The following is a 24,412-nucleotide window of genomic DNA, read 5'->3' as shown; positions in this document are numbered from 1 at the left end:
CTTTCGGTTCCTTTTTATGAAGGCAAAAATTAATCTTTATTCTTATCTTTAATATGACTTGTCATACGCTTACGGCGTCTTTCTTGGCTCACTGTCAGCTTTTTCGTATTCATACCTTCAAAGGGATTTCCCCCTTCTTGGAAACGCAATTGAATGGGAGTACCCATCACTTTTAATGAACGACGATAATAGTTCATCATGAAGCGCTTGTATGAATCGGGTAATTTTTTAACTTGATTACCGTGCACCACCACAATCGGTGGGTTATAACCCCCGGCATGGGCGTATTTCAATTTCACTCGGCGACCATTAACCAGTGGTGGCTGATGATCGTCTTGCGCCATTTGCATAATACGCGTCAACATCGCCGTACTCACACGGGTTGTTGCACTGTCATAAGCTTCTTCAATAGACTCATAAATATGCCCAACCCCAGTGCCATGTAACGCCGAAATGAAATGGATCCGTGCAAAATCAATAAAACCTAAACGCCTATCTAGCTCGCTTTTAACTCTATCTTTAATCTCTTGATCGATACCGTCCCATTTGTTAACCGCAATGACTAACGCACGGCCCGCATTTAACGCAAAACCTAACAAACCAAGATCTTGCTCAGCAATGCCTTCACGGGCATCAATCACTAATAACACCACATTACTGTCTTCAACGGCTTTAAGTGTTTTAATGACTGAGAATTTTTCAACCGTTTCATGTACTTTTGCACGGCGACGCACACCCGCGGTATCGATCAGCACATATTCACGCCCTTCTCGTTCCATGGGAATATAAATACTGTCGCGAGTCGTGCCTGGCTCATCATAAACCACCACACGCTCTTCACCTAAAATACGGTTAATCAAGGTTGATTTACCCACATTAGGTTTACCGATAATGGCCAATTTTATCGGCAAATCTTGCAGACGCTTTTGCTCAGCTTCTGCTTCTTCTTCGGTATATTCGCGTTCTTCTTCGTCTTCAAGCGCCTCGCCATCTTTGACGATCCCCATGGCTTCTGCATACGGTGCGAGAGAGTACTCAATCATGTTCGTGACACCACGACCTTGCGCCGCAGCCATTTGGTATACTTCACCTAAACCCAATGACCAAAATTCAGCACAAGCCGAATCCGCATCGATACCATCGACTTTATTCGCCACAACAAAAGTGGTTTTCTCACGACTTCTTAGATGCTGAGAAATCGCTAAATCTGCCGCAGTTAATCCCGCTCGAGCATCAGTCATAAACAAAACCACATCGGCTTCTTCAATAGCCGCTAAAGACTGCTCAGCCATTCGAGTTTCAATCCCTTCTTCCGTGCCATCAATCCCCCCCGTATCGACCACAATAAACTCATAACCCGCCAAATGGGCTCGGCCATATTTACGATCTCGAGTTAAGCCAGGAAAGTCAGCAACAAGTGCGTCTCTGGTGCGCGTCAGTCGATTAAAAAGTGTCGACTTACCGACATTGGGACGCCCAACTAGGGCCACTACAGGGATCATTTATTTGCCTCTATTACTTACTATTTTTTGAAATAAAAAGCCCCCAGTACTATAACTGAGGGCCCTATCTTTTTGATATTACGTGATTTAAGGAAGGGTCACCTTAGACACTACACCATCACGCGCTTGTACATATAAACTATCACCAACAACCACTGGGCGACTGTATAAACCAGAGCTATCAACTTGAATACGGCCGATAATGTCACCCGTGCTGATATCAAGGAAATGTAAATACCCTTCAAAATCGCCGACAACTAAATAGCCATTAAACACGACAGGTGAGGTTAAATCTCGATTTGATAACGCTGTATTTGACCAGAGTTCGAGCCCATTACGTCGATTAACAGCATATACACGACTGTGATCATCTACGACAAATAAATTGGCGCCTAAATACGCTAATTCATGGAAGCTGGAATACTGACGAGACCAAACAATGCGGCCTGAACGCATTTCCATGGAAACAAGATTACCGTTGTAACTGACCGCGTAGATATTATCACCCAACAATAAAGGCTTCATATCCACATCCGCCATACGTGCAAACTCATTACCCCCTTTTGGGGTATAGATTGCTTGCTCCCACGCAGCCTGACCATTGGTTTTCACTACTACCGCAATTTTGCCATCGGCGGTACCGACAAAAAAACCACCCGCTTCATAAGCAGCTGAGCCTGTACCGCGTAATGTCAAACTTGGCAATTGAGTATGGTAAGTCCAAAGACTCGTGCCATCATTGACATCAAAGGCTTCTAATGAACCATTACCGGTATTCACTGTGACAATTTCATCGCCCACTGTTGGCGCAGACAATAGCTCGCCATCGGCCATGACATGCCAAAGTATTTGACCCGTTTCAGCATCTAAGGCCACTAATAAGCCATTTTCAGCGCCAATAAACACTTTATTACGTGCAGCTGTAATACCCGCTGATAACAATATTCCTTTACTGGTCGGCAGCACATCTTCTTTAAATTTATCACTTAAATCAACTGACCAGACTTCTTTTCCTGTCTCTTCATTAAATGCCTTAATGAGACCAGCTCTATCTGCAACAAATAACTTACCGTACCGCACTGCCGGCGCTAAACGTGAATAATAACTGCCCACGCCGTCACCGACACTCTCGCTCCAACTCACGGTTGGAAAAACGCTTGCTTGAATACTGCTCAACTCACTCACAGGCTCTTCTTCTACATCCGTTGAAGAGCAAGCTGACAATAAGCCAACACTCAAACTACACGCAAATAATGCTTTGCACCAAGACTTCATGGGCAGTTCCCTTATGCCTTATTTAAATTGTCTAACTTCATTTGCAAAGCTGGACTTGTCGCCAATCCACCTTCATCTATCGCTGACTGATAAGCTATTTTTGCTTGATCATTTTCACCTTGCTGCACCAAAAAATCCCCTTTTAACTCATCACGCTGAGCAAGAAAAGCGGGATCGTTCACTTGTTCTAAGGTGGCAATGGCAGCAGCAAATTGCCCTTGCTGCGCTTGTACACGTGCAAGCCGTATACTGGCTAGCATCACTAAACTTTGATCGGGGTTGCTGGCGATCACGCTTTTCAATGCCGTCATGGCTTTATCATAATCTTCTTGCTCAACAGCAGCTTTAGCAACCATGAGTTCAATCAGAGCTTGATAGCCTGACTCACTGTAATTTTTAGAAAAGTTTTCAGCACCGGTTATTAATTGCGCTTCGGTTTCGCCTGCGGCTGTCAGTGCTTGAAACGCTTCAGATGCCGTTTCAGTTTGTTTCACTTGATGATCAGAATAATAATTCCAACCAAATAACCCACCTAATCCAACAACAGCACCAATCACAATGGAAGTACCGTAATCTTTCCAGAACTGTTTGATAGCATCAACTTGTTGTTCTTCTGTGCTATAAATTTCCATGTACTCTTCCCCTATTAAATCAGTTCTGCAATATAAGCGGCTAATGCATCCTGAGCCATTACGGCTTGCTCTTTATCATCGCGTAAATGCTTAACCACAACTTGGTTATTCTCTAATTCATTCTCACCGATAATCAGTGCAATACTTGCACCACAGTTATCGGCACGTTTCATTTGTTTCTTTACGTTTCCCCCACCACAATGGGTCATTACTTTACAATGTGGTAAGCTGGTACGCAATTGCTCTGCAAGTTTAACGGCTGCAACACGGCAATTATCCCCCATGGCAGCGACATACACATCAACGGCTGCAGAAATATCTTTCGTCAAGGCTAACGTTTCAAGCAATAATACAATACGTTCAATCCCCATAGCAAAGCCAACAGCGGGCGTATCTTTACCACCAAGCTGACCGACTAAACCATCGTAACGTCCACCAGCAAGTACTGTGCCTTGAGCGCCTAAGCTATCTGTGATCCATTCAAAAACAGTGCGATTATAATAATCTAAGCCACGTACCAAACGAGGATTGATGGTGTATTGGATACCAACAGCGTCTAAGAGTTCACAAAAATGTGAAAAATGTTGGCGGGAATCTTCACCTAAGTAATCAGCCAAAGCAGGCGCATCGACTAATATGGCTTGAATAGCTGCATTTTTTGTATCTAAAACCCGTAATGGATTGGTGTACATGCGACGCTTGCTGTCTTCATCCAGTGCGTCTTTGTGCGTTTCGAGAAACGCAATGAGTGCATCACGATATTGCGCTCGCTCATCGCTATCCCCTAAGGTATTAATCTCTAATCGAACATGTTCACTGACACCTAGCTTTTGCCATAAACGCGCAGATAACATTAGTACTTCAGCATCACTATCAGCACTGGCAATACCATAGACTTCTACACCAAACTGATGAAATTGGCGATAACGTCCTTTTTGAGGACGTTCATGGCGGAACATCGGCCCCATATACCATAGACGTTGCTCTTGGTTGTAAAGCAGTCCATGTTGATTCCCCGCACGTACAGTCGATGCCGTACCTTCGGGGCGCAAGGTTAAACTGTCTCCGTTTCGATCGTCAAAAGTGTACATTTCTTTTTCGACGATATCAGTCACTTCCCCAATAGAACGCTTAAAGAGATCGGTACTCTCTACAATTGGAGTGCGGATTTCACTATAACCATAGGCACTGACAGATCCTCTAATTACACTTTCAACTTTTTGCCATATTGGACTTTGCGCGGGCAGAATATCGTTCATGCCGCGAATTGCTTGGATCGTTTTTGCCACTGTTCTAACTCATTCTGTCGTCTATAAAATGAAAAGCACGCTCCTGTTTAAGTCGCAGTGCCATTGATTCAATATTTCAATTTAATCACAGTAAAACTCATCAACACTGAATCCATCAGGTAAACGAGTTTTCAAAGATTACTTTACTTCCCTCATTGGAATTTTGTTGTTCATTAATGCCGCTTTCGCACGAATTTTAGCTTCCAATGAATCAAGAATATTCAGGTTATCAAAGCGCTCTTTTTGTCTCACACCGTCATTGTAATAACCACTCATACGATGTCCACCTGTCAAGCCTATATCAGACACTAATGCTTCACCAGGGCCGTTGACGACACAACCGATAATCGACACATCCATGGCCGTGGTCACATCTTCCAAACGTTGCTCTAACGCATTGACTGTTGAGATCACATCAAACTCTTGACGTGAACACGACGGACAAGCGATAAAATTAATCCCACGGGAGCGGATCCGCAGTGATTTTAAAATATCAAAACCCACTTTAATCTCTTCGACGGGATCCGCCGCTAAAGACACCCGTAACGTATCGCCAATACCATCGGCTAATAGCATTCCTAGGCCAACAGCAGATTTCACAGAACCGGCCCGAGCACCACCTGCTTCAGTTATTCCCAAATGTAAAGGTTGGTTAATTTGTTTCGCCAGTAAACGATAAGATTCTACCGCCAAGAAAACATCCGATGCTTTCACGCTCACCTTGAATTGATCAAAATTAAGCCTATCTAAAATATCCACATGGCGCATCGCCGACTCAAGTAAAGCCTCTGGCGTCGGCTCCTTATATTTGTCCATTAAATCTTTTTCAAGGGAACCACCATTCACACCAATACGTATAGGGATATTTTTATCTCTAGCGCATTCAACAACGTTACGAATACGCTCTTCGTTGCCAATGTTACCAGGGTTTATTCGAAGACAATCGACACCGTATTCAGCCACTTTTAGCGCAATACGGTAATCAAAATGAATATCGGCAATAAGCGGAATATTGGTTTGCTGCTTAATGTGTTTGAATGCTTCTGCAGCGTCCATGGTTGGAATTGACACCCTAACAAGATCGGCACCAACATTTTCAAGCGCTTTAATTTGAGCAACAGTAGCATCAACGTCCGTTGTACGGGTATTTGTCATGGACTGAACAGCAATGGGTGCCCCATCACCTATGGGTACATCACCGACGTAAATGCGAGTAGAAGGACGTCTGATTATTGGAGATTCATTGTACATGATTAATTTGCTCTATTATTCACCAAGCGGCAGGGTAAATCGTGCGACTTGACCGCTGGGAAAAGATTCTAAGTTGATATTATTACCATTGAATGCAACCGTCACAGATTGAGGCGCGCCAAGTAATACAGAAAAAGGCGCTTTTCCAGATAAATTCAATGTCTCATTGGCTTTTTCTAGCCCTGAAGTCAAAACATTGCCTGTTGCGTCGGTCACTTTAATCCAGCAATCTCCTTTGAGGGTAAATAGCAATGAAGAAGCTGGCGCAGTCACAGCACTGTTAGGTCCTTCATTATTATTGTCGTCAGTATTATCCAGCGAGGTATCTGACGCCTCTGTGTTCACCGAAGCTTTATCTAATACTGGATCACTGATGTTTTTAGGCGAGTTATCTAACGTCATCAGATCGTTATTAACAGCCCCTTCATTGGATTTTTCAGCATTAACAGTATCTTGGTTTAATGCTTTCTGATTTTGGGCCATTTCTTCTGCTGTAGGCTGAGAAATATCAAGCTCTGTTTCCATGGATGATTTTTGTACCCACCACCAAACCAGCAAGGCCAACAATATCACCACAATCAAGTAAGTTAACAGCATTAAACGGCCGTCTCGTGCTTGGCGAGTGGTTTGTCGAGAGAAGCTTTGCATATTAGGCTGCTGTTCATTCGCCAAACAGGTATCTAAACAAGCTTGAATTTGATTAGGATTGGCTTGGACGATTCGAGCAAAATTCTTGACATAACCTCGAACATAAGTGCTTCCGCCCAGCTCAGAAAAATCATCAGCTTCAATATTCCTCACCACCATAGGCCGTAAGTTCAATTGCTCTGCCACATCATCAATTGACAAACCTTTGATTTCACGTGCACATTTCAACTGCTCGCCTAAGGTCAATTCTTGACTTACTGTTTCATCGTTATCGCCATCGTTGGGCAACTCAATATGTTTCTTTGTCATTAGTGCATACTAGCCCGATATTATATGATTATGTCAGATGAAATCGGCGTATTGTCACATACTATAATGTGCTTGTTGCCACCGCTTCACCAAGACCTTTTTCAATTTTTATCCCCAGCGCCAAGCTTTCCGTTGTACGAGGTAGCACCCTGTAATAACGCGATAACTGCTTTTGCGCGGCAACAAAATCACCTAACTCTATTTCAATCTCAATTAGTTCAAGTAACGATGTTTGTCTTCTTGGGTCGTATCTTAACGCTTTATCAAAATAGTTTCGCGCTTTTTCTAAACGCCCCGCCTTGCGGCTACATACCCCTAAATTTTCATAGGTTGATGCAAATTCAGTATAATTAGGCTCAGACACCGCTTTTAAAAATTGCTTTTCAGCTTCATTAAATTGGCTCTGCTGACATAAAAATACACCAAAATTATTAAAGCTATCCCCCGACACATCCTCTGATTTTAGCGCCTGCCTAAACGCCTTCTCTGTGTGGACTATATCGCCAACAGACTGATAGTAATAAGCTAAAGCCAAATTAACGGCTTCTAATTCTGGCGCATACATAAACGCTTTATCTAAATTGTATTTTGCTTGCTCATTATTCCCTTTTCGCAAGTACACCAAACCCAATTGAACTCGCTGTTTGGCTGCGGCCAGCCCATTAAACGCTGTTTCAGATACTGGTTTATCTGTCCCAACATAAGTCCTTTCGGTAACACAGCCCACCGAGGCAAGAACAACAAACAAGAATGCACCAATTTGGCCAATCACAGGTTGCTGTTTTTGCCGCTGCCCTTGTCGCAAGTCTTCCATGGCAATTTTTACTAATCGATTAAAAAATTAATCCATTGTGACTGAAATTTGACTCTCTTGCATGCGTTTTTTCGCTAAACGTTTCGTTCTATCTTTTATGTCACCTGCTAATTGCCCGCAAGCCGCATCAATATCATCCCCTCGAGTTTTACGCACGATGACAGTAATATCGTAACTCATTAATACTTTTGAGAATCGATCGATACGGGAATTAGAAGAGCGACCATAGGGTGAACCGGGATAGGGATTAAAGGGGATCAAATTAATTTTGCAGGGTGTATCTTTCATGACTTGTGCAAGTTCATGGGCCTGATCTGTGCTGTCATTAATATGATCTAGCATCACATACTCAACTGTGACTCGGCCACGATTTGCATTTGACTTTGCTAAATATCGGCGGATCCCAGCTAAAAATTCTTCTAAGGGGTATTTCTTATTGACTGGCACTAAGACATCACGCAACGCATCATTTGGTGCATGAATGCTCACCGCAAGCGCCACATCTATCATGTCACCCAATTTATCTAATGCAGGCACGACGCCAGATGTTGATAAGGTGACTCTGCGTTTGGACAAACTAAAACCAAAGTCATCAAGCATGATGTCCATCGCTGGCACCACATTTTTCAAATTCAGTAAAGGCTCACCCATGCCCATCATCACCACATTAGTAATGGGGCGCTCGCCAGTTTCTTTTTGAAAACCTAAAAACTCAGCCACTCGCCAAATTTGCCCAACAATTTCAGCCACCGTTAAATTACGATTAAAACCTTGCTGAGCGGTTGAGCAAAACGTACATTCCAAGGCACAGCCTACTTGCGAAGACACGCATAAGGTCGCTCTGTCTTCTTCTGGAATATAAACGGTCTCGACTTCTTGTCCCTGGCCAACATTAATGGCAAATTTAATCGTGCCATCTGATGATTTTTGATAGCTTGAAATTGAAGGGGCAACCACTTCACAGCGCTGGGCTAATTTTGCGCGCAACACCTTATTTATATTAGTCATTTCTTCGAAATCACTTACACCAAAGTGATAAAGCCATTTCATTAGCTGATCGGCGCGAAAGGGCTTTTCTCCCATATCGGCAAATAATGCTCGCATTGATTTACGATCAAGATCCAATAAATTGATCTTTTTTTCACTCATTGTAACTAACCTCAAAACCTAAAACCTGCTGCAGGGCGGCAAATTATACAGAAATCAGTCCATTTAAGCTAGTTTTCATCAGTTCATTGAAAACACAAATAGTGTCAAAACACTGATAAATGCTATCCTATCAATCCTTTTATCCAATCAGGCTTAAATAGTCACACTATGTTCACTTTAATCATCATTGTATTAATCGCATTAAGTGTTTCTTTTATTTGTAGTATTTTTGAAGCCGTATTACTTTCCGTGACCAATAGCTATATCACCAGTCTTAGTCAAAGTGATACCGCCAGCGCCGCACGACTCAAAAAGCAAAAAGACAATATTGATTCTCCTTTAGTATCGATTTTAACACTCAATACCATGTCTCACACCGTCGGCGCTGCCGTTGCAGGTGCGCAAGCCAGTAAAATTTTTGGCGATCATATGTTTGGCGTGTTTTCAGCCATACTGACTTTTTTAATCTTGTTTTTCTCAGAAATCATCCCAAAAACCATAGGGGCTAATCACTGGCGCCGCTTAGCCCCCTTTACCTCTTTATGTATTCTTTGGATGGAAAGAAGTACTTTTCCACTTATTTGGTTATCGAACTTGGCCACACGTTGCTTAGGAAAAGGCGATCAAGGCTTATACATACGACAAGAAATCAGCTCAATGGCACAAATAGGCAAAGAGTCAGGAGAACTTGATGAGCAAGAATCTCATATTCTTATTCAAATGCTCAGTGTAAAAGAAATGCCAGTAACTACCATAATGACCCCCAGAACTGTGGTCTTTAAATTATCCATGTCGATGACACTGCAAGATTTTATCTATCAACATCAATACGCCCCTTTTTCGCGTATTCTAATTTATGATAGCAACCCCGACGACATCGTCGGTTTTGTTCATCGACACGATGCCATCAACGCCGCTAAAGTCACCCCGGCAGAATATTTAGCCATTTTAAAACAGCCTTTACTCATAGTACCTGAAACGGCCAAAATTTTGCCTTTATTCCAATTAATGATAAAGCGTAGTACCAAAATTGCCATGGTAGTGGACGAATATGGTTGTGACTTAGGGATCATCACCTTAGAAGACATTATTGAATCCCTATTAGGATTAGAAATCGTCGATAGCAATGATCCAGCAACGGACATGCAGCAGCTCGCAAGGCAACTTTGGCAAAAACGGATCCAAGAAAAAGGCATTCGGATTTCTGATAATAATGATGTCAACAGCGTCTTAGCACAACATAAAAAAGAACATTAACCACATAATAAATTTACCTATTTTCCCACCATGCGATATGAACTCGCATGGTGGGCCCTGTGAGACTGGCTTCTTTATTTCACTTAAGGTTATAATCCTCAGATAAATTAAGAGGTAATAATGACTAAACGCTATTCTTGTAAATTAGCCCACATCAACGACACACATTCCCATTTTGATCCAACTCCCATTCACTTCAATTTATTGCACCAAGGCAAAGCCCTGACCTTACACACCCACACTGGTGGATATTCAAGACTTGGATTTCAAATAGAAAAAGCACGCCATCAAGCCATAGAAAACCAACAAAATTTTCTTTTCTTACATGGCGGAGACAGTTTTCAAGGCACTTTATACTTTAGAGAATTTAAAGGGCGAGCCAATGCCCATTTACTCAACTTACTCCAGCCAGATGCCATGGTCCTAGGTAACCATGAAATCGATGCAGGTAATGGCCCTGTGGCCTCATTTCTTGACAATATCAACTTCCCTTTACTTGCGGGAAATATGGACTTAAGCCAAGAAGCGCCCAACAAACAAGCCAAACTTAAAAACCACCCCAACTTATTAGACTTTGATCCACAAACCCAAACCGCTAAAGTCTTATTAAAGCCTTTTAATGACAAAACATTGGCCATCGTTGGGATTACGTTAGATCAAATGAAGGACATCGCTAGACCCGATCCCGATACACACTTTATTGATGCCATAGAAACAACCCAAAAAACAGTGAATAAACTCAAGCAACAAGGTATTAACCATATTATCGTTTTAAGTCATTTGGGACTGAATCAAGATAAACTCCTCGCAGAGAAAGTACCTGAAATCAGCCTCATTGTTGGGGGTCACTCCCACAGTCTTCAAGGGGATTTCAGTCAACTGGGTCTCCCCTCTTTACCTTACGCGGAAACCGTCAATACTGTCCCTATTCTTCAAGCGGGAAAATATGCAGAAACCCTCGGCATTGTCGATATCGATTTTAATGCAAAAGGACAAGTTACTCGGTTACATGGCCACAATTATTTTATGCTGGATAAGCACTTTATTCTAGAATCCACTGAAGAAATTGCAGAAGAAGATTATCCATGGGCAAAAAACCAGCTTGAAAATCATCCTAATATTTTATGGGATGCACAACAAGACACGATTCAATCAGCCATTGAAACACTCTACCGCCCTGCACTCATTGCGCTTGAAGAGCAAGTGATTAATGTTATTCCTAGGCCATTTATTCATACCCGCCTTCCGAGTAAGCACTTGCCCCATGGCAGTGAAATTTCTCCATGGGTGAGTCGTAGTATTTACCATGAAACGCGTATTTTGGACGAACGAATTGATTTTGCACTGCATAATGCAGGCGGCGTAAGACAATCATTGGCCAAAGGACGGCTCACTCTTGCCGAAGTGGTAGGAAGACTTTTGCCCTTTGATTTACCTTTGGTCAAATACCAAATTCAGGGGAAATACCTGTATCAAGCCATTGAATCTTCTATTAATCATGCAACGAATAACGGTGTTATCGGCACAGGTGCAGGCAGTTTTCCTTATACCTATGGACTACGCTATTTTTATGAAGGTGGTCGCCCACTAGGACAACGCATCACACAACTCGATCTTTTAATGCAAGATAATGTTCACTCAAGTAATCAAGAAGCCATATGGAAAACCATTGAATATGAAGAATACTATGTCGGTGTCTCGTCAGAATACACTGCTTCTGGAAAGGAAGGTTATCAGGCCTTAAAACAAGCTTGCTGGCAAAGTGCCATTGATGAATTATCACTGGCCGAGGCTTTTATTCAATTTATGCAAAAAGAGCAAAATATGGAACAAGCATTGCCTTTGCAAGTCCATTACCAAAGCCACCTTTAGCACATAGCGCTTTTTGATCAATGGTTATTGGGGTAAAAAGGTCGGAAAATAAAGCGGCTGACTCTATCTGTAAATCCGCTTTCATTGTCGAAAGCCCCATTGTACTCACTGATAATAACCCAATGTACTTTCAAAAATAACACATTTTGGAAAAGGCAGGTTATGAAGCCTTCAAGCAAGATAGTTAGCAAAGTGTCACCGATAAATGCTCACTAAACGAAATCTTTATCCAATTTATGCCCTAAGCGCAAGAAAGTGAGTCAACCCATGATAAAGACAGCGCTAATACGCCTTAATGCTTTGTCTTACAAACCTTGTGTAAAATCTTGTTCGTAACGCCACTTTCATCATCACAAATATCAAAACAAATGTAAGCAAATGCAAGTACACGAACAAATACAAGATTTTGATTTTTAACAAAATATAAATCACACACTAAACATTTGATGATTCTTAGAATGTAAATGTAACATTTTCTGATTGAGTCAGCTTATTACAGGGTATTACTCAGATTAAGTTCAGTTTTTATACAGATATATTCCCATAACCTTAGCGCCATTCAATCTCTTTATTAATAAAATTTAACATGACTGACACTTATTGTTTAACCCTTGCCCATATCAATGATACCCACTCACATTTTGATCCAAACGAGGTAAAATTTCATCTCATTAAGGAAAATAAAACCTTAACATTACACAGCCGAAGTGGTGGGTATGCTCGCCTCAATCACCGTATCAAACTTGCTCGACAGCAAGCCAAACTAAAACAAGAAGCATTTTTATTTCTTCATGGAGGTGACAGCTTTGAAGGGACACTGTACTACAGCCAATTTAAAGGCAAAGCCAATTCCCACTTACTGAATTTACTGCAACCCGATGCTATGGTATTGGGCAATCATGAGATGAATGCAGGCAATGCGCCTGTGAAAGCTTTTCTCGATGAAATACACTTTCCTTTACTGGCTGGCAATATGGATCTCAGCTTAGAAGCCATCGATAAAAAAGAGAAAATGGCTCAACATAAGAACTTATTCGATTACGACGCTAACACTCAAACAGCAAAAGTATTGTTAAAACCGTTACAAGATAAAACCTTGGCAATTATCGGAATAACTTTAGAAGAGATGCATAATATCGCCAGACCCGATCCTGATACGCAGTTTAGAAATGCCATTAAAACTACACTTAACACCATTGAAAAATTAAAACAACAAGGCATAGTACACATCATCCTATTAAGTCACCTCGGCATTGATCAAGATCGCAGGCTAGCCGAAAGGCTGTCAGGGATCAGTTTAATTGTCGGCGGACACAGTCACAGCCTGCAAGGTGATTTTTCTACACTCGGACTTAATGCCACACCTTATGGTGAAAAAGTTAATAATACTTACATTTTGCATGCCGGCAAATACGCTGAAACCTTAGGACTTGCCAACATAACGTTTAATCGAACAGGTCAAGTTATTACACTCGAAGGTCATAACCAATTTATGTTAGATAAGCAATTTAGGTTAAGCTCTCCTCAAACAATTGAACCTGAAGATTATGACTGGGCATATCAACAATTACTCCATCACGAAGGTATCACTTGGGATGAAGAAGACGAAACAATAGAAACAATTATCAGTACTCAATATCGCCCGACCATCACACGCTTACAAGAAAAAGTGTTAGGAGTCTTACCTCAAAACCTAATTCACATTCGTGTGCCTAGTGACTCATTACCTCATGGCAGTGAAATTTGCCCTTGGGTGTGCCGCAGTATGTATCATGAAGTAAAAGCTCTGGATCATAAACTCGACTTCGCCTTACATAATGCAGGAGGTGTGCGTGAATCTTTATCTCAAGGAAACCTCACCTTAGCGGAAGTCATTGGGCGTATTCTCCCCTTTGAATTACCACTAGTCACTTATGAAATAGAAGGGCAATATTTATTTCAAACTTTAGAGGCCGCAATTAACCTTGCAACAAACAATAATATTATGGGCTCTGGGGCCGGTGGTTTCCCTTATACTTATGGATTGAGGTATATCTATGATGGACGAGCACAAGAAGGAGAAAGGATCACCAGTATCGAAATATTTAATAAGCAAGAGCAGCAGCAATGGCAACAAATAAATAGAAGTCAAAGCTATATTGGTGTGTCATCTGATTATACTGTATCAGGAAAAGAAGGTTACCATCCGTTACTCAACTCCAAATGGGTCAATGGATTATCTGATTTGACCTTACCAGAAGCCTTCATCCAACATATGAGCAAAAATAGAAATTTACAAAAAACATTAACCCCTAATGTGTATTACACCAGTCATGTATAAATTGAGCGCTAATTCCAGCATTAGCTAAAAGAGCGCGCCTTCTTTTAGTTAATGCATATCAATACAAAAAGTGTTTCTCCATCAAGAAGCCCATAATCACTTGACCCGACTTTTCCTGATAACTGCGATGCACTTGCTTAAAACCTTGCTGTAAAAATAATGGCTTAGATAAAATCGAGGCATCGACGCTTAGCAGAGGAAAATGCTGCAAACAGGCCCACTCCTGTAAGCAAAGCAGTAACCGCTTTGCTATCCCTTGATGTTGATATTGAGGATGGACATATAAGCTGTCGATATATCCTTGATGAGTATAATCCGTTTCAATATTAATAAACCCACAACAAAGGGGAAGCCCCTCATGTAACTGGCTGTTATCAACCATTAACCAAGTTTGACTGTTAGAGAGCCGCTTATGCCAATGATAAGTTGAACGCGGTTCCCTAGACCAAGCTTGCCGTTGCGGTAGCGAATAAGCCTCATCAGTAATAGCATGAATAGCATCATGAAATAACTGACTCACACTCGCCGCATAGGCTTTTTGGTAGGGAATAATGGACAGCATAAAGATGATCCGTTTATTTAATCTGTGAGTGACATAGTCACTTTTTGTCGAATTTTTGACTCACTGGGAAGTGAAAAACCACTCAATCCATAACGCGTTAACTGTCTATGAGCTTGAATGGATAAAATAATATAGGGGATAGCATTCAGCGCATTAATGATCGCTAAAACCGCTAGGAATGTGGTACGTAATGGACTATTAAACATACGTGAAAATTTGATAGTGGTATAAACATAATAAATGATACAAACAAAAATAATCAGTAAACTCCCCATCAATAACACAATGTTATCTTCAACACCTTGAGCAAATTGCCACTCAAAATACGTATACAATCGCGGTAACATTTCCATAAGGGTCATGATAACCAGAGGAATAAGCAATTTTTTTTGATATTGTGATATTTGACAGAGCATTGAAATCGTTTGCTCTTGACTATCCTCTAGTGTATCCATCTCACTCGAGTCGCTGAGGGTAGCTGTTGCTGATGTGGCTTTCATTTTACCTACTGATTAATCAATTTAATGCCTATTTTATCGTTAATTGATGGGGATAAACAGTCTTTACTGATTTACGGTGTAAAGTCTCTTTCTAATAAAGGTTGTAGCATAGACTCTAAACCATTGAGCTTGATTTCATACATTAAGGCTAATTGTTGACCCAACTTACCTTCTGGAAAACCTTTACTATGAAACCAAACTAAATACGGCTCCGGCAAGGTTAGCAATTTTCGACCCGCATACTTCCCAAAAGGCATTTTTTGATGAATAGCCGCTAATAAAGCTTGCTCATCCATTCCAATTTGACTTAACAACATAAATACCACTCACAGCTTTCATTTCAATGCGTTTATTATGGCGTTAGCATCGGCAATTGCCAATCATTATTGAAATCACTGTTTTTTTATCTCATTACCTAACCTTGAATATTACCAAAAGATCCCTTATTTCTTTACATAAGAAAAATAAAAAGGAGCTTGTATGGTTATATTTATTATCATGTTAGTTAGCCTCAGTGCCATTGCTTGGATATTATCCCGTAATTGGCGAGTAGAGAGACAACGCAATAAAATAAGAGCACAAGCGTTTCCTAAAGCATGGCGCCAAATACTCAAACAACGCTTTCCTTACTTTAATGCGATGCCAACCGATCTACAATTACAACTTAAACAACATATTCAAGTCTTTGTCTCAGAAAAAAGCTTTGTAGGTTGCAAAGGACTGATCATTGATGATGAAATTCGAGTCACCATTGCTGCTCAAGCCTGCTTATTATTGCTAAATAGAAAAACGGACTATTATCCAAAACTCAGCGAAATTTTGGTCTACCCGTCCATTTTTGTGGTTGAACATCCTGAGCAAATTGGTCAAATCGTTTCATCTAAACCTAAAATTTTATCTGGTGAATCGTGGCAAAACGGTAAAGTGATCCTGTCTTGGCAAACAACGCAAGATAATGCCGCTCATCCTTTTGAAGGTAACAATGTGGTGATCCATGAGTTTGCCCATCAGCTAGACCAAGAAAATGGTAAAGCCAATGGCGCGCCGATTTTAAATCGCATCGAAGACTACCAATCTTGGTCTAAAGTCTTAGCCGATGAATACGCTGCGCTTGTTAGAGCCGCCCAACATCAAGTTCCGTCTCTCTTTAACTATTATGGCGCCACCAACCCTGCTGAATTCTTTGCTGTGATCAGCGAAGTCTTTTTTGAAAAGCCCCATGAATTTTTTGAGCAGCACCCTGCACTGTATCGTGAACTCAGCCATTTTTACAAACTCAACCCAATCCATTGGCACTGATATCACAAATAACATCACGAATAAACGCCACAAAGAAAAAACCGTACAGCTCGGTTGGAGACTGTACGGTAAACATCACAATCGACTATTCATTAGCCCTTGTTATTGCTATAAAACTGTTGCTCTTCTGTTGAACCAGTCAAGGCGGTCACAGACGAATGCCCGCCTTGAATAATATTGGTCACCCGATCAAAGTAACCCGTTCCCACCTCTTGCTGATGTGCCACAAAACTGTAACCTTTTCTTGCTGCTGAAAATTCAGCTTGCTGCACTTTTTCAACATAGTGTTTCATGCCTTCACCTCTGGCAGTATCATAAGCCAAATCGAACATGTTGTACCACATGCTATGGATCCCAGCGAGAGTGATAAACTGAAATTTGTAGCCCATATCTGACAATTCTTGTTGAAAGTGGGAGATCTGCTCATCCGTTAAGTTTTTCTTCCAATTAAACGAAGGTGAGCAATTATACGCTAATAGCTGATCGGGAAAATGTTCATGGATAGCGTCAGCAAAACGTCTCGCTTCTTCTAAACAAGGCGTCGAGGTTTCACACCATAATAGATCGGCAAATGGCGCATAGGCTAACCCTCGAGAAATGGCTTGTTCAATCCCAGCGCTGACTTTGAAAAAACCTTCCTCTGTTCGCTCCCCAGTAATAAAATCTCTATCATAAGGATCGCAATCCGATGTCAATAAGTCTGCAGCATTAGCATCGGTTCTGGCGATCACTAAGGTTTCAACACCGCATACATCTGCCGCTAACCTAGCCGAAATCAATTTTTGCACCGCTTCTTTCGTCGGCACTAAAACTTTACCTCCCATGTGACCACATTTCTTCACTGAAGCTAATTGATCTTCAAAGTGCACTCCGGCAGCCCCAGCATCAATCATGCTTTTCATTAACTCAAAGGCATTGAGCACGCCACCAAAACCCGCTTCAGCGTCTGCAACGATGGGAAGAAAATAATTCACATACCCTTTTTCATGGGGATCATGTCCACTGGCCCATTGTACTTGGTCTGCCCGCCTAAAAGCATTATTCACATTAGACACAACAGAAGGTACTGAATTAGAAGGGTATAAAGATTGATCTGGATACATGTTACCCGATAAATTTGCATCCGCAGCCACTTGCCACCCTGATAAATAAATGGCTTCTATACCAGCTTTGGCTTGTTGGACAGCTTGTCCACCTGACAGTGTGCCAAGAGAATTCACATAACCTTTTCTTGCTTCACCATGAACAAGTTCCCAAAGCCTAGCTGCACCACGTTTAGCGATGGTATTTTCGGGTACTAAAGAGCCTCTCAATGCCAACACTTCTTCAGCTGTATAAGGACGATGCACATTTTTCCATCGAGGATTTTCGGCCCAATCTTTTTTAATGCTCTTAAGTTGTTCGTGCCGTGAAATACTGCCCATAGTGTTAGCCATAACCCTCTCCTCTGGTTTATCTAAACAGGTTTTACGATCCCCTGGTATTGTGCAAGCCTATTGTGTTAAGCAATCAGTAAATTTGAAGCAGGCTCAGTTAAGAAGTCCACTAATTCATCTGCCAACAAGATATTTTCCAGTAATACCGCCGCTTGTGTATAACGTCCATGGGTAAATTCTTGATCGCCGACTTCCTGTTTTACCTTAGCCAGCTCTTCAATGAGCATATTCTCTACTAAGGATTTAGTCACTCGTAATCCATTTGATAACAACACTTGATGTTTGATCCATTGCCAGATTGATGTCCGCGCAATTTCAGCCGTAGAGGCATCCTCCAGCAATCCATAAATAGGCACACAAGCTTGACCATTAATCCATGCTTGAATATATTGCAATGCAATGCGTAGATTCAATCGAATACCCTCTTCAGTTCGCTCACCTTGACAAGGGATCAATAACTCTTTTGCCGTGATAGGCGCGTCAACGTCACGGGTAACATGAAGTTGATTCTTATGGCTTGCGCCAATAAATTGCTCAAATGCAGCCATTGAAGTATCGATTAATCCAACATGTGCCACCCAAGTCCCATCATGACCATGACTGGCTTCCACTTTTTTATCATTAAACACTTGGGTTAATAGTTGAGTATTGATCAAGGTTTCTTCACTGGGAATACTGGCAGCCAAACCGCCAATCGCCATTGCCCCTCGCTTATGACAGGTTTTAACCAATAACCTTGAATAAGCACTCATCAAAGAGGCATTCATAGTAACGGCTTGTGTATCGGGTAAAATACGATCTTTATGGTTTTTTAACGTCTTAATATAACTGAAAATATAATCCCAACGGCCACAGTTTAATGCGACAATATTAGGCCTTAGTTCATACAGTATTTCTTCCATTTCAAAAACGGCGGGCAAGGTTTCAATTAAGCAGGTACACTTTATTGTACCTGGCCGTAAGCAGTAACGCTCTTCTACAAATGAGAAAATTTTGGCCCATAATCTGGCTTCTAAATGGCTTTCAAGTTTAGGAATATAAAAATAAGGTGCACTTCCTTTTTCTAATAGTTTTATATAGTTATTGTGAAAGTAAACACAAAAATCAAAAAAAGCCGCTGGGATTGGTTCTCCTTTAAACGTCACATGTTTCTCAAACATATGCAACCCTCTGATCCGGCACATCAATACGGTTGTTGCTTGAGCATCATTATTGGCTGAGTCTGTTTTATTTCCAACTCCATTAATTACATTCCGAAGGTTTTGCTGACCGTTTAAGATATGCTCCCAACTCGGTGTCAATGCATCTTCGAAATCGGCGATGAACACCTTCGCATTTGAGTTCATACCTTTTTCTAGTGTATCTGCATCCACAGGACCGGTTAACTCAACTCGCCTATCTTGCAAATCCTCAGGGATAGGCGCTATACGCCAATCAGACTCTCGTACTTGTCTTGTTTCCGTTAAAAATGCGGGTAACGTTCCTTCATCAATAGACTGCTGCTTTTGCATGCGTATGTGCAGTAATTCAGTCATCTCTTCACTGAATTGCTCACACACTTTTTCTATTAAGCTTACCGTTCCAGCCGACAGCACTTTACTTTGTTTAGCTAAAGCCTGCTCATGGACATTCCCTTTAATCACAAGAGATGCAGTTGTTTTTTGTTTTTCTTCTATTGTATTCATTGCCATCTCGACGACTCCCTATAAAAGGAGAAAGTAAGCTTACTCACTTTCAAATGTTTAATTACCACAAAACTTAAAGAGAAATATAAAAGAATGCAACATAGCGAACGGAGATAAAGCATAAAAAAAAACAAAATTTTGGCTCTTAAAATTGGTCAGACCAAAACCAATAAAACGACATAACTAATTAATAAAAATATCTTTATTACCATTAAAATAAATGAGAATCTTATGTTAGCCTTAACTATAAGCAATTTGTCAGACAACTTGACCAAGAGGGATGCATTGAAAGTTATTACGTAATTTTATTACAATGCGTAATAGAATAAATACTCAAATAAATCCCTAAAGAAAACAGCAATATGTTTGTCTATGTTTTGAACTTCCCCAAAAGAAAAGACAATAATAGCTAATGGATCATCAGGTTATAGATTAATAGTCGACCATAAAAATTAAACAGACGTTTTAAACTTACGTTCACGTCAATATGTTCAATCAAAATGAATAAGAAGAGAAATAAATAAATTATGTTTAACGACTAACACTGAAGAATTAATTGGTTCATTGACAAAAAATTCACTTTGGCAAGCATAAAAAACACCGAAAAACTTAATCTTCGATGTTTTCTGATAAACCTAGGATAATCTTGATTAAGCTAAGTTAACCCTGTTTGGATTTAAACCTCAATAAACGAAGCGCATTTAATGTCACTAAAGCTGTCGCCCCACTATCAGCAAGGATTGCTAGCCATAAACCCGTTAACCCTAATAATGTGGTCACTAAAAATACGGCCTTAAGACCAAGGGCCAACGTAATATTTTGTCGAATATTTCGCAGCGTAGCTTGTGACAACTCAATCATTGCAGGCAGTTCAGTTAAACGATTATGGGTTAATGCCGCATCTGCTGTTTCTAATGCAACGTCTGTCCCTCCCCCCATAGCAATGCCAATTGATGCTGTTTTCATGGCCGGAGCGTCATTAATACCATCACCCACCATGGCAACATTGGCTTTAGTATTGGCTTGCTCAACAGCAAACACTTTATCAGCAGGCAACAAACCTGCTTTGAAATCGATATCAATTTCTGCTGCAATGGCTGCGGCTGCACGAGAATTATCACCCGTTAACATCACTGGGTTTATTCCCATACTTTTTAATGCCAGTATTGCTTCTTTAGCATCACTGCGTAAGTTATCACGCCAAGCAATCATGCCAACAGGCACACTGTCTCTTAATACTATCACCAAAGTTTTACCTTGCTCTTCTAATGCAATAGCTTCACTTTGTTGCACTGAACTCAATGTTATCTGTGAAGGCAGCCTATCTGCAGCATGTAACTGAATAAGCTCCCCTTCCACTATCCCTTGAATACCTCGTCCAGGTAACGCTTCACGGGATTTGGCTTCTTTAACATCAATGCCTTTCTCTACAGCAGCATTCACCACAGCCACCGCTAACGGGTGTAACGATCCCATTTCCACCGCAGCAGCTTGTCTCAATAACCTTTGCTCATCTCCCTTCCAACACACAAAATCGGTCATCACAGGTTGACCTTGCGTCAAGGTGCCTGTTTTATCAAAAGCCACGGTATTAATATGACCCAATTGCTCCAATGCTGCGCCGCCTTTAATCAATGCTCCTCTTCTGGCCCCCGCCGCTAACCCAGACGTTATGGCTGCAGGTGTTGAAATCACTAACGCACAAGGACACGCAATAAGTAATAAGGTTAACCCGCGATAGAGCCATTCACTCCACACTTGCGCAAAAAACAGAGGCGGGATCACAATCACTAAAACCGCTAACATGATCATAGCTGGCGTATACCACCGACTAAAAGTGTCTAAGAAGCGCTCAAGTGGTGCTTTACGTGATTGTGCATCTTCGATTAAATGTAAAATGCGATCAATGGCATTCTCTCCTTGGGCTGAGATTATCGCTAATCGCACGACTTTATCGGCCACTAATGAACCCGCCATGATTTTATCACCCGGTACATGCTCTACAGGCACAGATTCCCCTGTCAGCGCACTTTCATCAAAACTGGCGATAATATTTAATAGTTGTGCATCAGCAGGTAACCTTGCACCTGGAGCAACTTCAATTACATCACCTTTGACTAAAGACTCAACAGAAACCTTGACTTTAGTGCCATTTTTCTTAACGACTATAGCTTCTTCAGGCACTAAATCCATCAATGCTTTCACGCCACTACGTGCTCTGTGCGCCGCATACCCTTCTAAACGCTCACCGATTAAAAAGAGTAATAGCACCATGCCCGCTTCCGCCGTCGCTCCTAAATATAGGGCTCCGATTGCTGCAACACTCATTAAGGTTTCAATAGAAAAAGGCGTACCTGAACGTGCTAAAGAGAACGCTTTTTTAACGATAGGTACCAAGCCCAGTATTGTTGTTATTGTAAATGCTATTCCTCCCAACACCACTGCATATTGACTAAGGATAAACGACAACAACATCATAGATGCAATCACAATGACAGATAAATTCTGCCTAACGAAACTCTGTTCGATTTGCTTTGTTGCTCCTTTATTTTTTGCGAGTCTCACACCTGTTTCCATTGCCTTAGCTTCAATTTGACCTATCATATTCGAAGACTCGCAATGAACAATAAGCTTCTCTGTGGCAAACATGACCTTTGCACTGTCAACCCCCTTTAAAGACAACAGTGCCTTTTCTAACTTTTTGGCACAACTTGGACAATCCATTCCAAGGATCATCCAAGTTTGAGTATGTCCAGATTGCACATGAGCCAAAGCGGATCCTAAAGCAATCTCTTGTGCTTGCTCCGTTAATGAGTCATGTGCTTGCTCACTACAACCCCCACCTTCTTTATGCTCATGCTCATGCTCATGCTCATGCTCATGCTCATGCTCATCAAGAGTTTGACTGAACACTTTGTCAGTAACTTTAGCGCTATTCAATACCAAAGGCTCACTGACTTCTTTTACCCTTTTATCTGAACAGCAAACACTTTTACTCTCTACTTTATTGCCTGAAAGGTGAAAATGGGGATCTTTTCTATTACAACTGTGGGCAGCCATAGGCAACACTCCTAAAGGACATCATCTGTTAGGCAATGACGTTTACACTCAGATTAAGCGCACTCAATGGATCCCAATAAGTAATCACGTGCACAATATAACTTAACTATAAACCTTGGAGTAATGTCTAAGGTCAAGCAAAGTTAATCATATTTATTTAAACAGAGTTAAAAATGATTGAGCAGGCACCTGTAGCTGCAACTTAACCTCCACTTGATCAAATAAGTACAACACAAAGAATGACCAATATTTGAACAATATTGACCATACTTTTAGAAAGGGACAAATAGCAATTTATGTGGGCGAACCACTTCATATCCAGCTAAAATACAAGCCTAGGATAATATAGAATGACAAGATATATTATTCATTAACACATTGTTTAGTTTGAAATACATTACATTCATTATCATAAGATAAACCTAAAGATAGTGTCGCAGCTAACACTCGCTCTGGAGTAATATTACGTATCAAATCAGCGTCAACTAATCCCAAACCATTGGCAAACAAACTCACGCCTGAACGCTCTTTTGGTTCCACCATACTCCAAGGGCTGGTTCCTAAGCCCACAATAGCCACATATGGCGTATCAACCGCCGCTGCCATATGCAATGGACCTGAATCTATCGTCAATAAAACATCAATAGATGCTATCCCATCAACTAATTCGATTAAGCTGGTTTTCCCCGAAAAGTCAACAACACCACGATGATGCAGCTCTAACGCATCCACTAACACTGCATTATCTTTTGCTTCGTTTTCATCACCAAAAACCCAAAATTTACAATTTAGCTCGGCCGATATCATTAACAAAGTTTGAATGCCGAGATCGCTTGGATAATGTCGTAGCCCTTTATTCTTTCCGCCAAAATAAACACCTACTTTGAGTTGTCTACTTGGCTTCCCTACACTTTGTGGTTTAGAAAAGAGATATGTGCTGGGCATCTGTTCAAAAGGTCGCCCAAAAGGCTCATTAGCCAAAAAGGCATAACGTTGTAAATAATGCCTATAAGGGTGTAAATAATAGGCATGAGTTAATAAAAATGAACGTCCTTCGTTCCTATAGCCTATTCGATAATGGATACCCGATAACCAACACAATAAAGCATCAGAAAAAGAGTTTCGCATCACAATCGCCAATTCACATCGATATGACTTTATGAGTTTAGCTTGCTTAATTAAACTCAAACGAGATTTTGCTGTATAGCGATGATCAACCAAAACGGTAACATCAAAGCGATCATCTCGTTCAAACAACGGCGCTAAATAGGCCCTAACGAGTAAAATTATTTTTTTGTCGGGAAAAAGCGCTCTTAACATGCCAATAGTAGGAGTCGTGTTGATAGCGTCCCCGATATACTTAGGTAGTACTAATAGTATACTCCCTGTAACCTCATGATAATTAATCTTTTCAAGCTTCATATTGAACTAAAATACCTTTTCAATCGACACAAACGAATCCCTTTCTTCACCCATTCATTTGCTAAACATAAAGAAATACTTTTAATAGAGCTATCCTTGCTCAATCTCAGCGCAGCATTCTACCTCATGA

19 protein-coding genes are annotated in these 24,412 nt (G+C 41.0%); 4 read left to right on the top strand and 15 right to left on the bottom strand.

The annotated features are described in order from the left end of the window. Positions 1-29 precede the first annotated feature (29 nt). From der to Q0779_RS01270, 8 genes are all read right to left on the bottom strand, one after another. Positions 30-1,502: a ribosome biogenesis GTPase Der gene (gene der, locus Q0779_RS01305; protein WP_298768688.1), complete on the bottom strand. Its 1,473-nt coding sequence runs from the start codon at positions 1,500-1,502 to the stop codon at positions 30-32. Positions 1,503-1,589: 87 nt separating this feature from the next. Then, complete coding sequence (bamB, locus tag Q0779_RS01300) at positions 1,590-2,777, bottom strand: outer membrane protein assembly factor BamB (protein WP_298768686.1); 1,188 nt, start codon at positions 2,775-2,777, stop codon at positions 1,590-1,592. An 11-nt stretch (positions 2,778-2,788) separates the two neighbouring features. After that, positions 2,789-3,409, bottom strand: a complete 621-nt coding sequence (locus tag Q0779_RS01295; RefSeq protein WP_298768684.1) for a tetratricopeptide repeat protein — start codon at positions 3,407-3,409, stop codon at positions 2,789-2,791. A gap of 14 nt (positions 3,410-3,423) precedes the next feature. After that, positions 3,424-4,698 carry a histidine--tRNA ligase gene (gene hisS / locus Q0779_RS01290; RefSeq protein WP_298768681.1) on the bottom strand — a complete coding sequence of 425 codons (1,275 nt, stop codon included), beginning with the start codon at positions 4,696-4,698 and terminating at the stop codon, positions 3,424-3,426. A gap of 138 nt (positions 4,699-4,836) precedes the next feature. Then, complete coding sequence (ispG, locus tag Q0779_RS01285) at positions 4,837-5,949, bottom strand: flavodoxin-dependent (E)-4-hydroxy-3-methylbut-2-enyl-diphosphate synthase (protein WP_298768679.1); 1,113 nt, start codon at positions 5,947-5,949, stop codon at positions 4,837-4,839. 15 nt (positions 5,950-5,964) lie between these two features. Then, positions 5,965-6,906 (bottom strand): RodZ domain-containing protein, encoded by a 942-nt coding sequence (locus Q0779_RS01280; protein WP_298768677.1) that lies wholly within the window; start codon positions 6,904-6,906, stop codon positions 5,965-5,967. Between the two features lie 61 nt (positions 6,907-6,967). After that, a complete protein-coding gene (gene pilW / locus Q0779_RS01275; protein WP_298768675.1) occupies positions 6,968-7,720 on the bottom strand; it encodes a type IV pilus biogenesis/stability protein PilW in 753 nt (250 codons plus the stop codon). Between the two features lie 27 nt (positions 7,721-7,747). Next, positions 7,748-8,869 carry a bifunctional tRNA (adenosine(37)-C2)-methyltransferase TrmG/ribosomal RNA large subunit methyltransferase RlmN gene (locus tag Q0779_RS01270; protein ID WP_298768673.1) on the bottom strand — a complete coding sequence of 374 codons (1,122 nt, stop codon included), beginning with the start codon at positions 8,867-8,869 and terminating at the stop codon, positions 7,748-7,750. Between the two features lie 168 nt (positions 8,870-9,037). On the opposite strand from Q0779_RS01270, the gene Q0779_RS01265 reads away from it, so the two are divergent. From Q0779_RS01265 to Q0779_RS01255, 3 genes are all read left to right on the top strand, one after another. Then, the gene (locus Q0779_RS01265) at positions 9,038-10,126 is read left to right on the top strand and encodes a CNNM domain-containing protein (RefSeq protein ID WP_298768671.1); all 1,089 of its coding nucleotides are present in this window, start codon (positions 9,038-9,040) and stop codon (positions 10,124-10,126) included. 120 nt (positions 10,127-10,246) lie between these two features. After that, the gene (locus Q0779_RS01260; protein WP_298768669.1) at positions 10,247-11,998 is read left to right on the top strand and encodes a bifunctional metallophosphatase/5'-nucleotidase; all 1,752 of its coding nucleotides are present in this window, start codon (positions 10,247-10,249) and stop codon (positions 11,996-11,998) included. A 586-nt stretch (positions 11,999-12,584) separates the two neighbouring features. Beyond that, entirely contained in the window at positions 12,585-14,318 is a 1,734-nt protein-coding gene (locus tag Q0779_RS01255) for a 5'-nucleotidase C-terminal domain-containing protein (RefSeq protein WP_298768667.1), read from the top strand. Positions 14,319-14,376: 58 nt separating this feature from the next. Here the strand turns inward: Q0779_RS01255 and Q0779_RS01250 are convergent, their stop codons facing one another. From Q0779_RS01250 to Q0779_RS01240, 3 genes are all read right to left on the bottom strand, one after another. Continuing rightward, on the bottom strand, positions 14,377-14,880 hold the full coding sequence (locus Q0779_RS01250; protein ID WP_298768665.1) for a GNAT family N-acetyltransferase: 504 nt from the start codon (positions 14,878-14,880) through the stop codon (positions 14,377-14,379). Between the two features lie 17 nt (positions 14,881-14,897). Next, entirely contained in the window at positions 14,898-15,380 is a 483-nt protein-coding gene (locus tag Q0779_RS01245) for a hypothetical protein (RefSeq protein ID WP_298768663.1), read from the bottom strand. 71 nt (positions 15,381-15,451) lie between these two features. Continuing rightward, positions 15,452-15,676, bottom strand: coding sequence for a DUF3820 family protein (locus Q0779_RS01240; protein WP_298769237.1), 225 nt, complete (start codon positions 15,674-15,676; stop codon positions 15,452-15,454). Positions 15,677-15,860: 184 nt separating this feature from the next. Between Q0779_RS01240 and Q0779_RS01235 the strand changes: the two genes are divergently transcribed. Continuing rightward, on the top strand, positions 15,861-16,679 hold the full coding sequence (locus tag Q0779_RS01235) for a zinc-dependent peptidase (RefSeq protein WP_298768661.1): 819 nt from the start codon (positions 15,861-15,863) through the stop codon (positions 16,677-16,679). A gap of 92 nt (positions 16,680-16,771) precedes the next feature. Here Q0779_RS01235 and aceA read toward each other — a convergent pair whose 3' ends face one another. From aceA to Q0779_RS01215, 4 genes are all read right to left on the bottom strand, one after another. Next, positions 16,772-18,103, bottom strand: a complete 1,332-nt coding sequence (gene aceA, locus Q0779_RS01230) for an isocitrate lyase (protein ID WP_298769234.1) — start codon at positions 18,101-18,103, stop codon at positions 16,772-16,774. Between the two features lie 77 nt (positions 18,104-18,180). Then, complete coding sequence (aceB, locus tag Q0779_RS01225) at positions 18,181-19,806, bottom strand: malate synthase A (protein ID WP_298768659.1); 1,626 nt, start codon at positions 19,804-19,806, stop codon at positions 18,181-18,183. 654 nt (positions 19,807-20,460) lie between these two features. Then, positions 20,461-22,860, bottom strand: a complete 2,400-nt coding sequence (locus Q0779_RS01220) for a zinc/cadmium/mercury/lead-transporting ATPase (RefSeq protein WP_298768657.1) — start codon at positions 22,858-22,860, stop codon at positions 20,461-20,463. A gap of 363 nt (positions 22,861-23,223) precedes the next feature. After that, positions 23,224-24,282, bottom strand: coding sequence for a glycosyltransferase family 9 protein (locus Q0779_RS01215; protein ID WP_298768655.1), 1,059 nt, complete (start codon positions 24,280-24,282; stop codon positions 23,224-23,226). Positions 24,283-24,412: the final 130 nt, after the last annotated feature.

The sequence above is a fragment of the uncultured Shewanella sp. genome (assembly GCF_947491715.1).
GTDB lineage: Bacteria > Pseudomonadota > Gammaproteobacteria > Enterobacterales > Shewanellaceae > Shewanella.
Note: the sequence above shows the minus strand (reverse complement) of the source record. Positions and strands in the feature narration are given on the sequence as shown.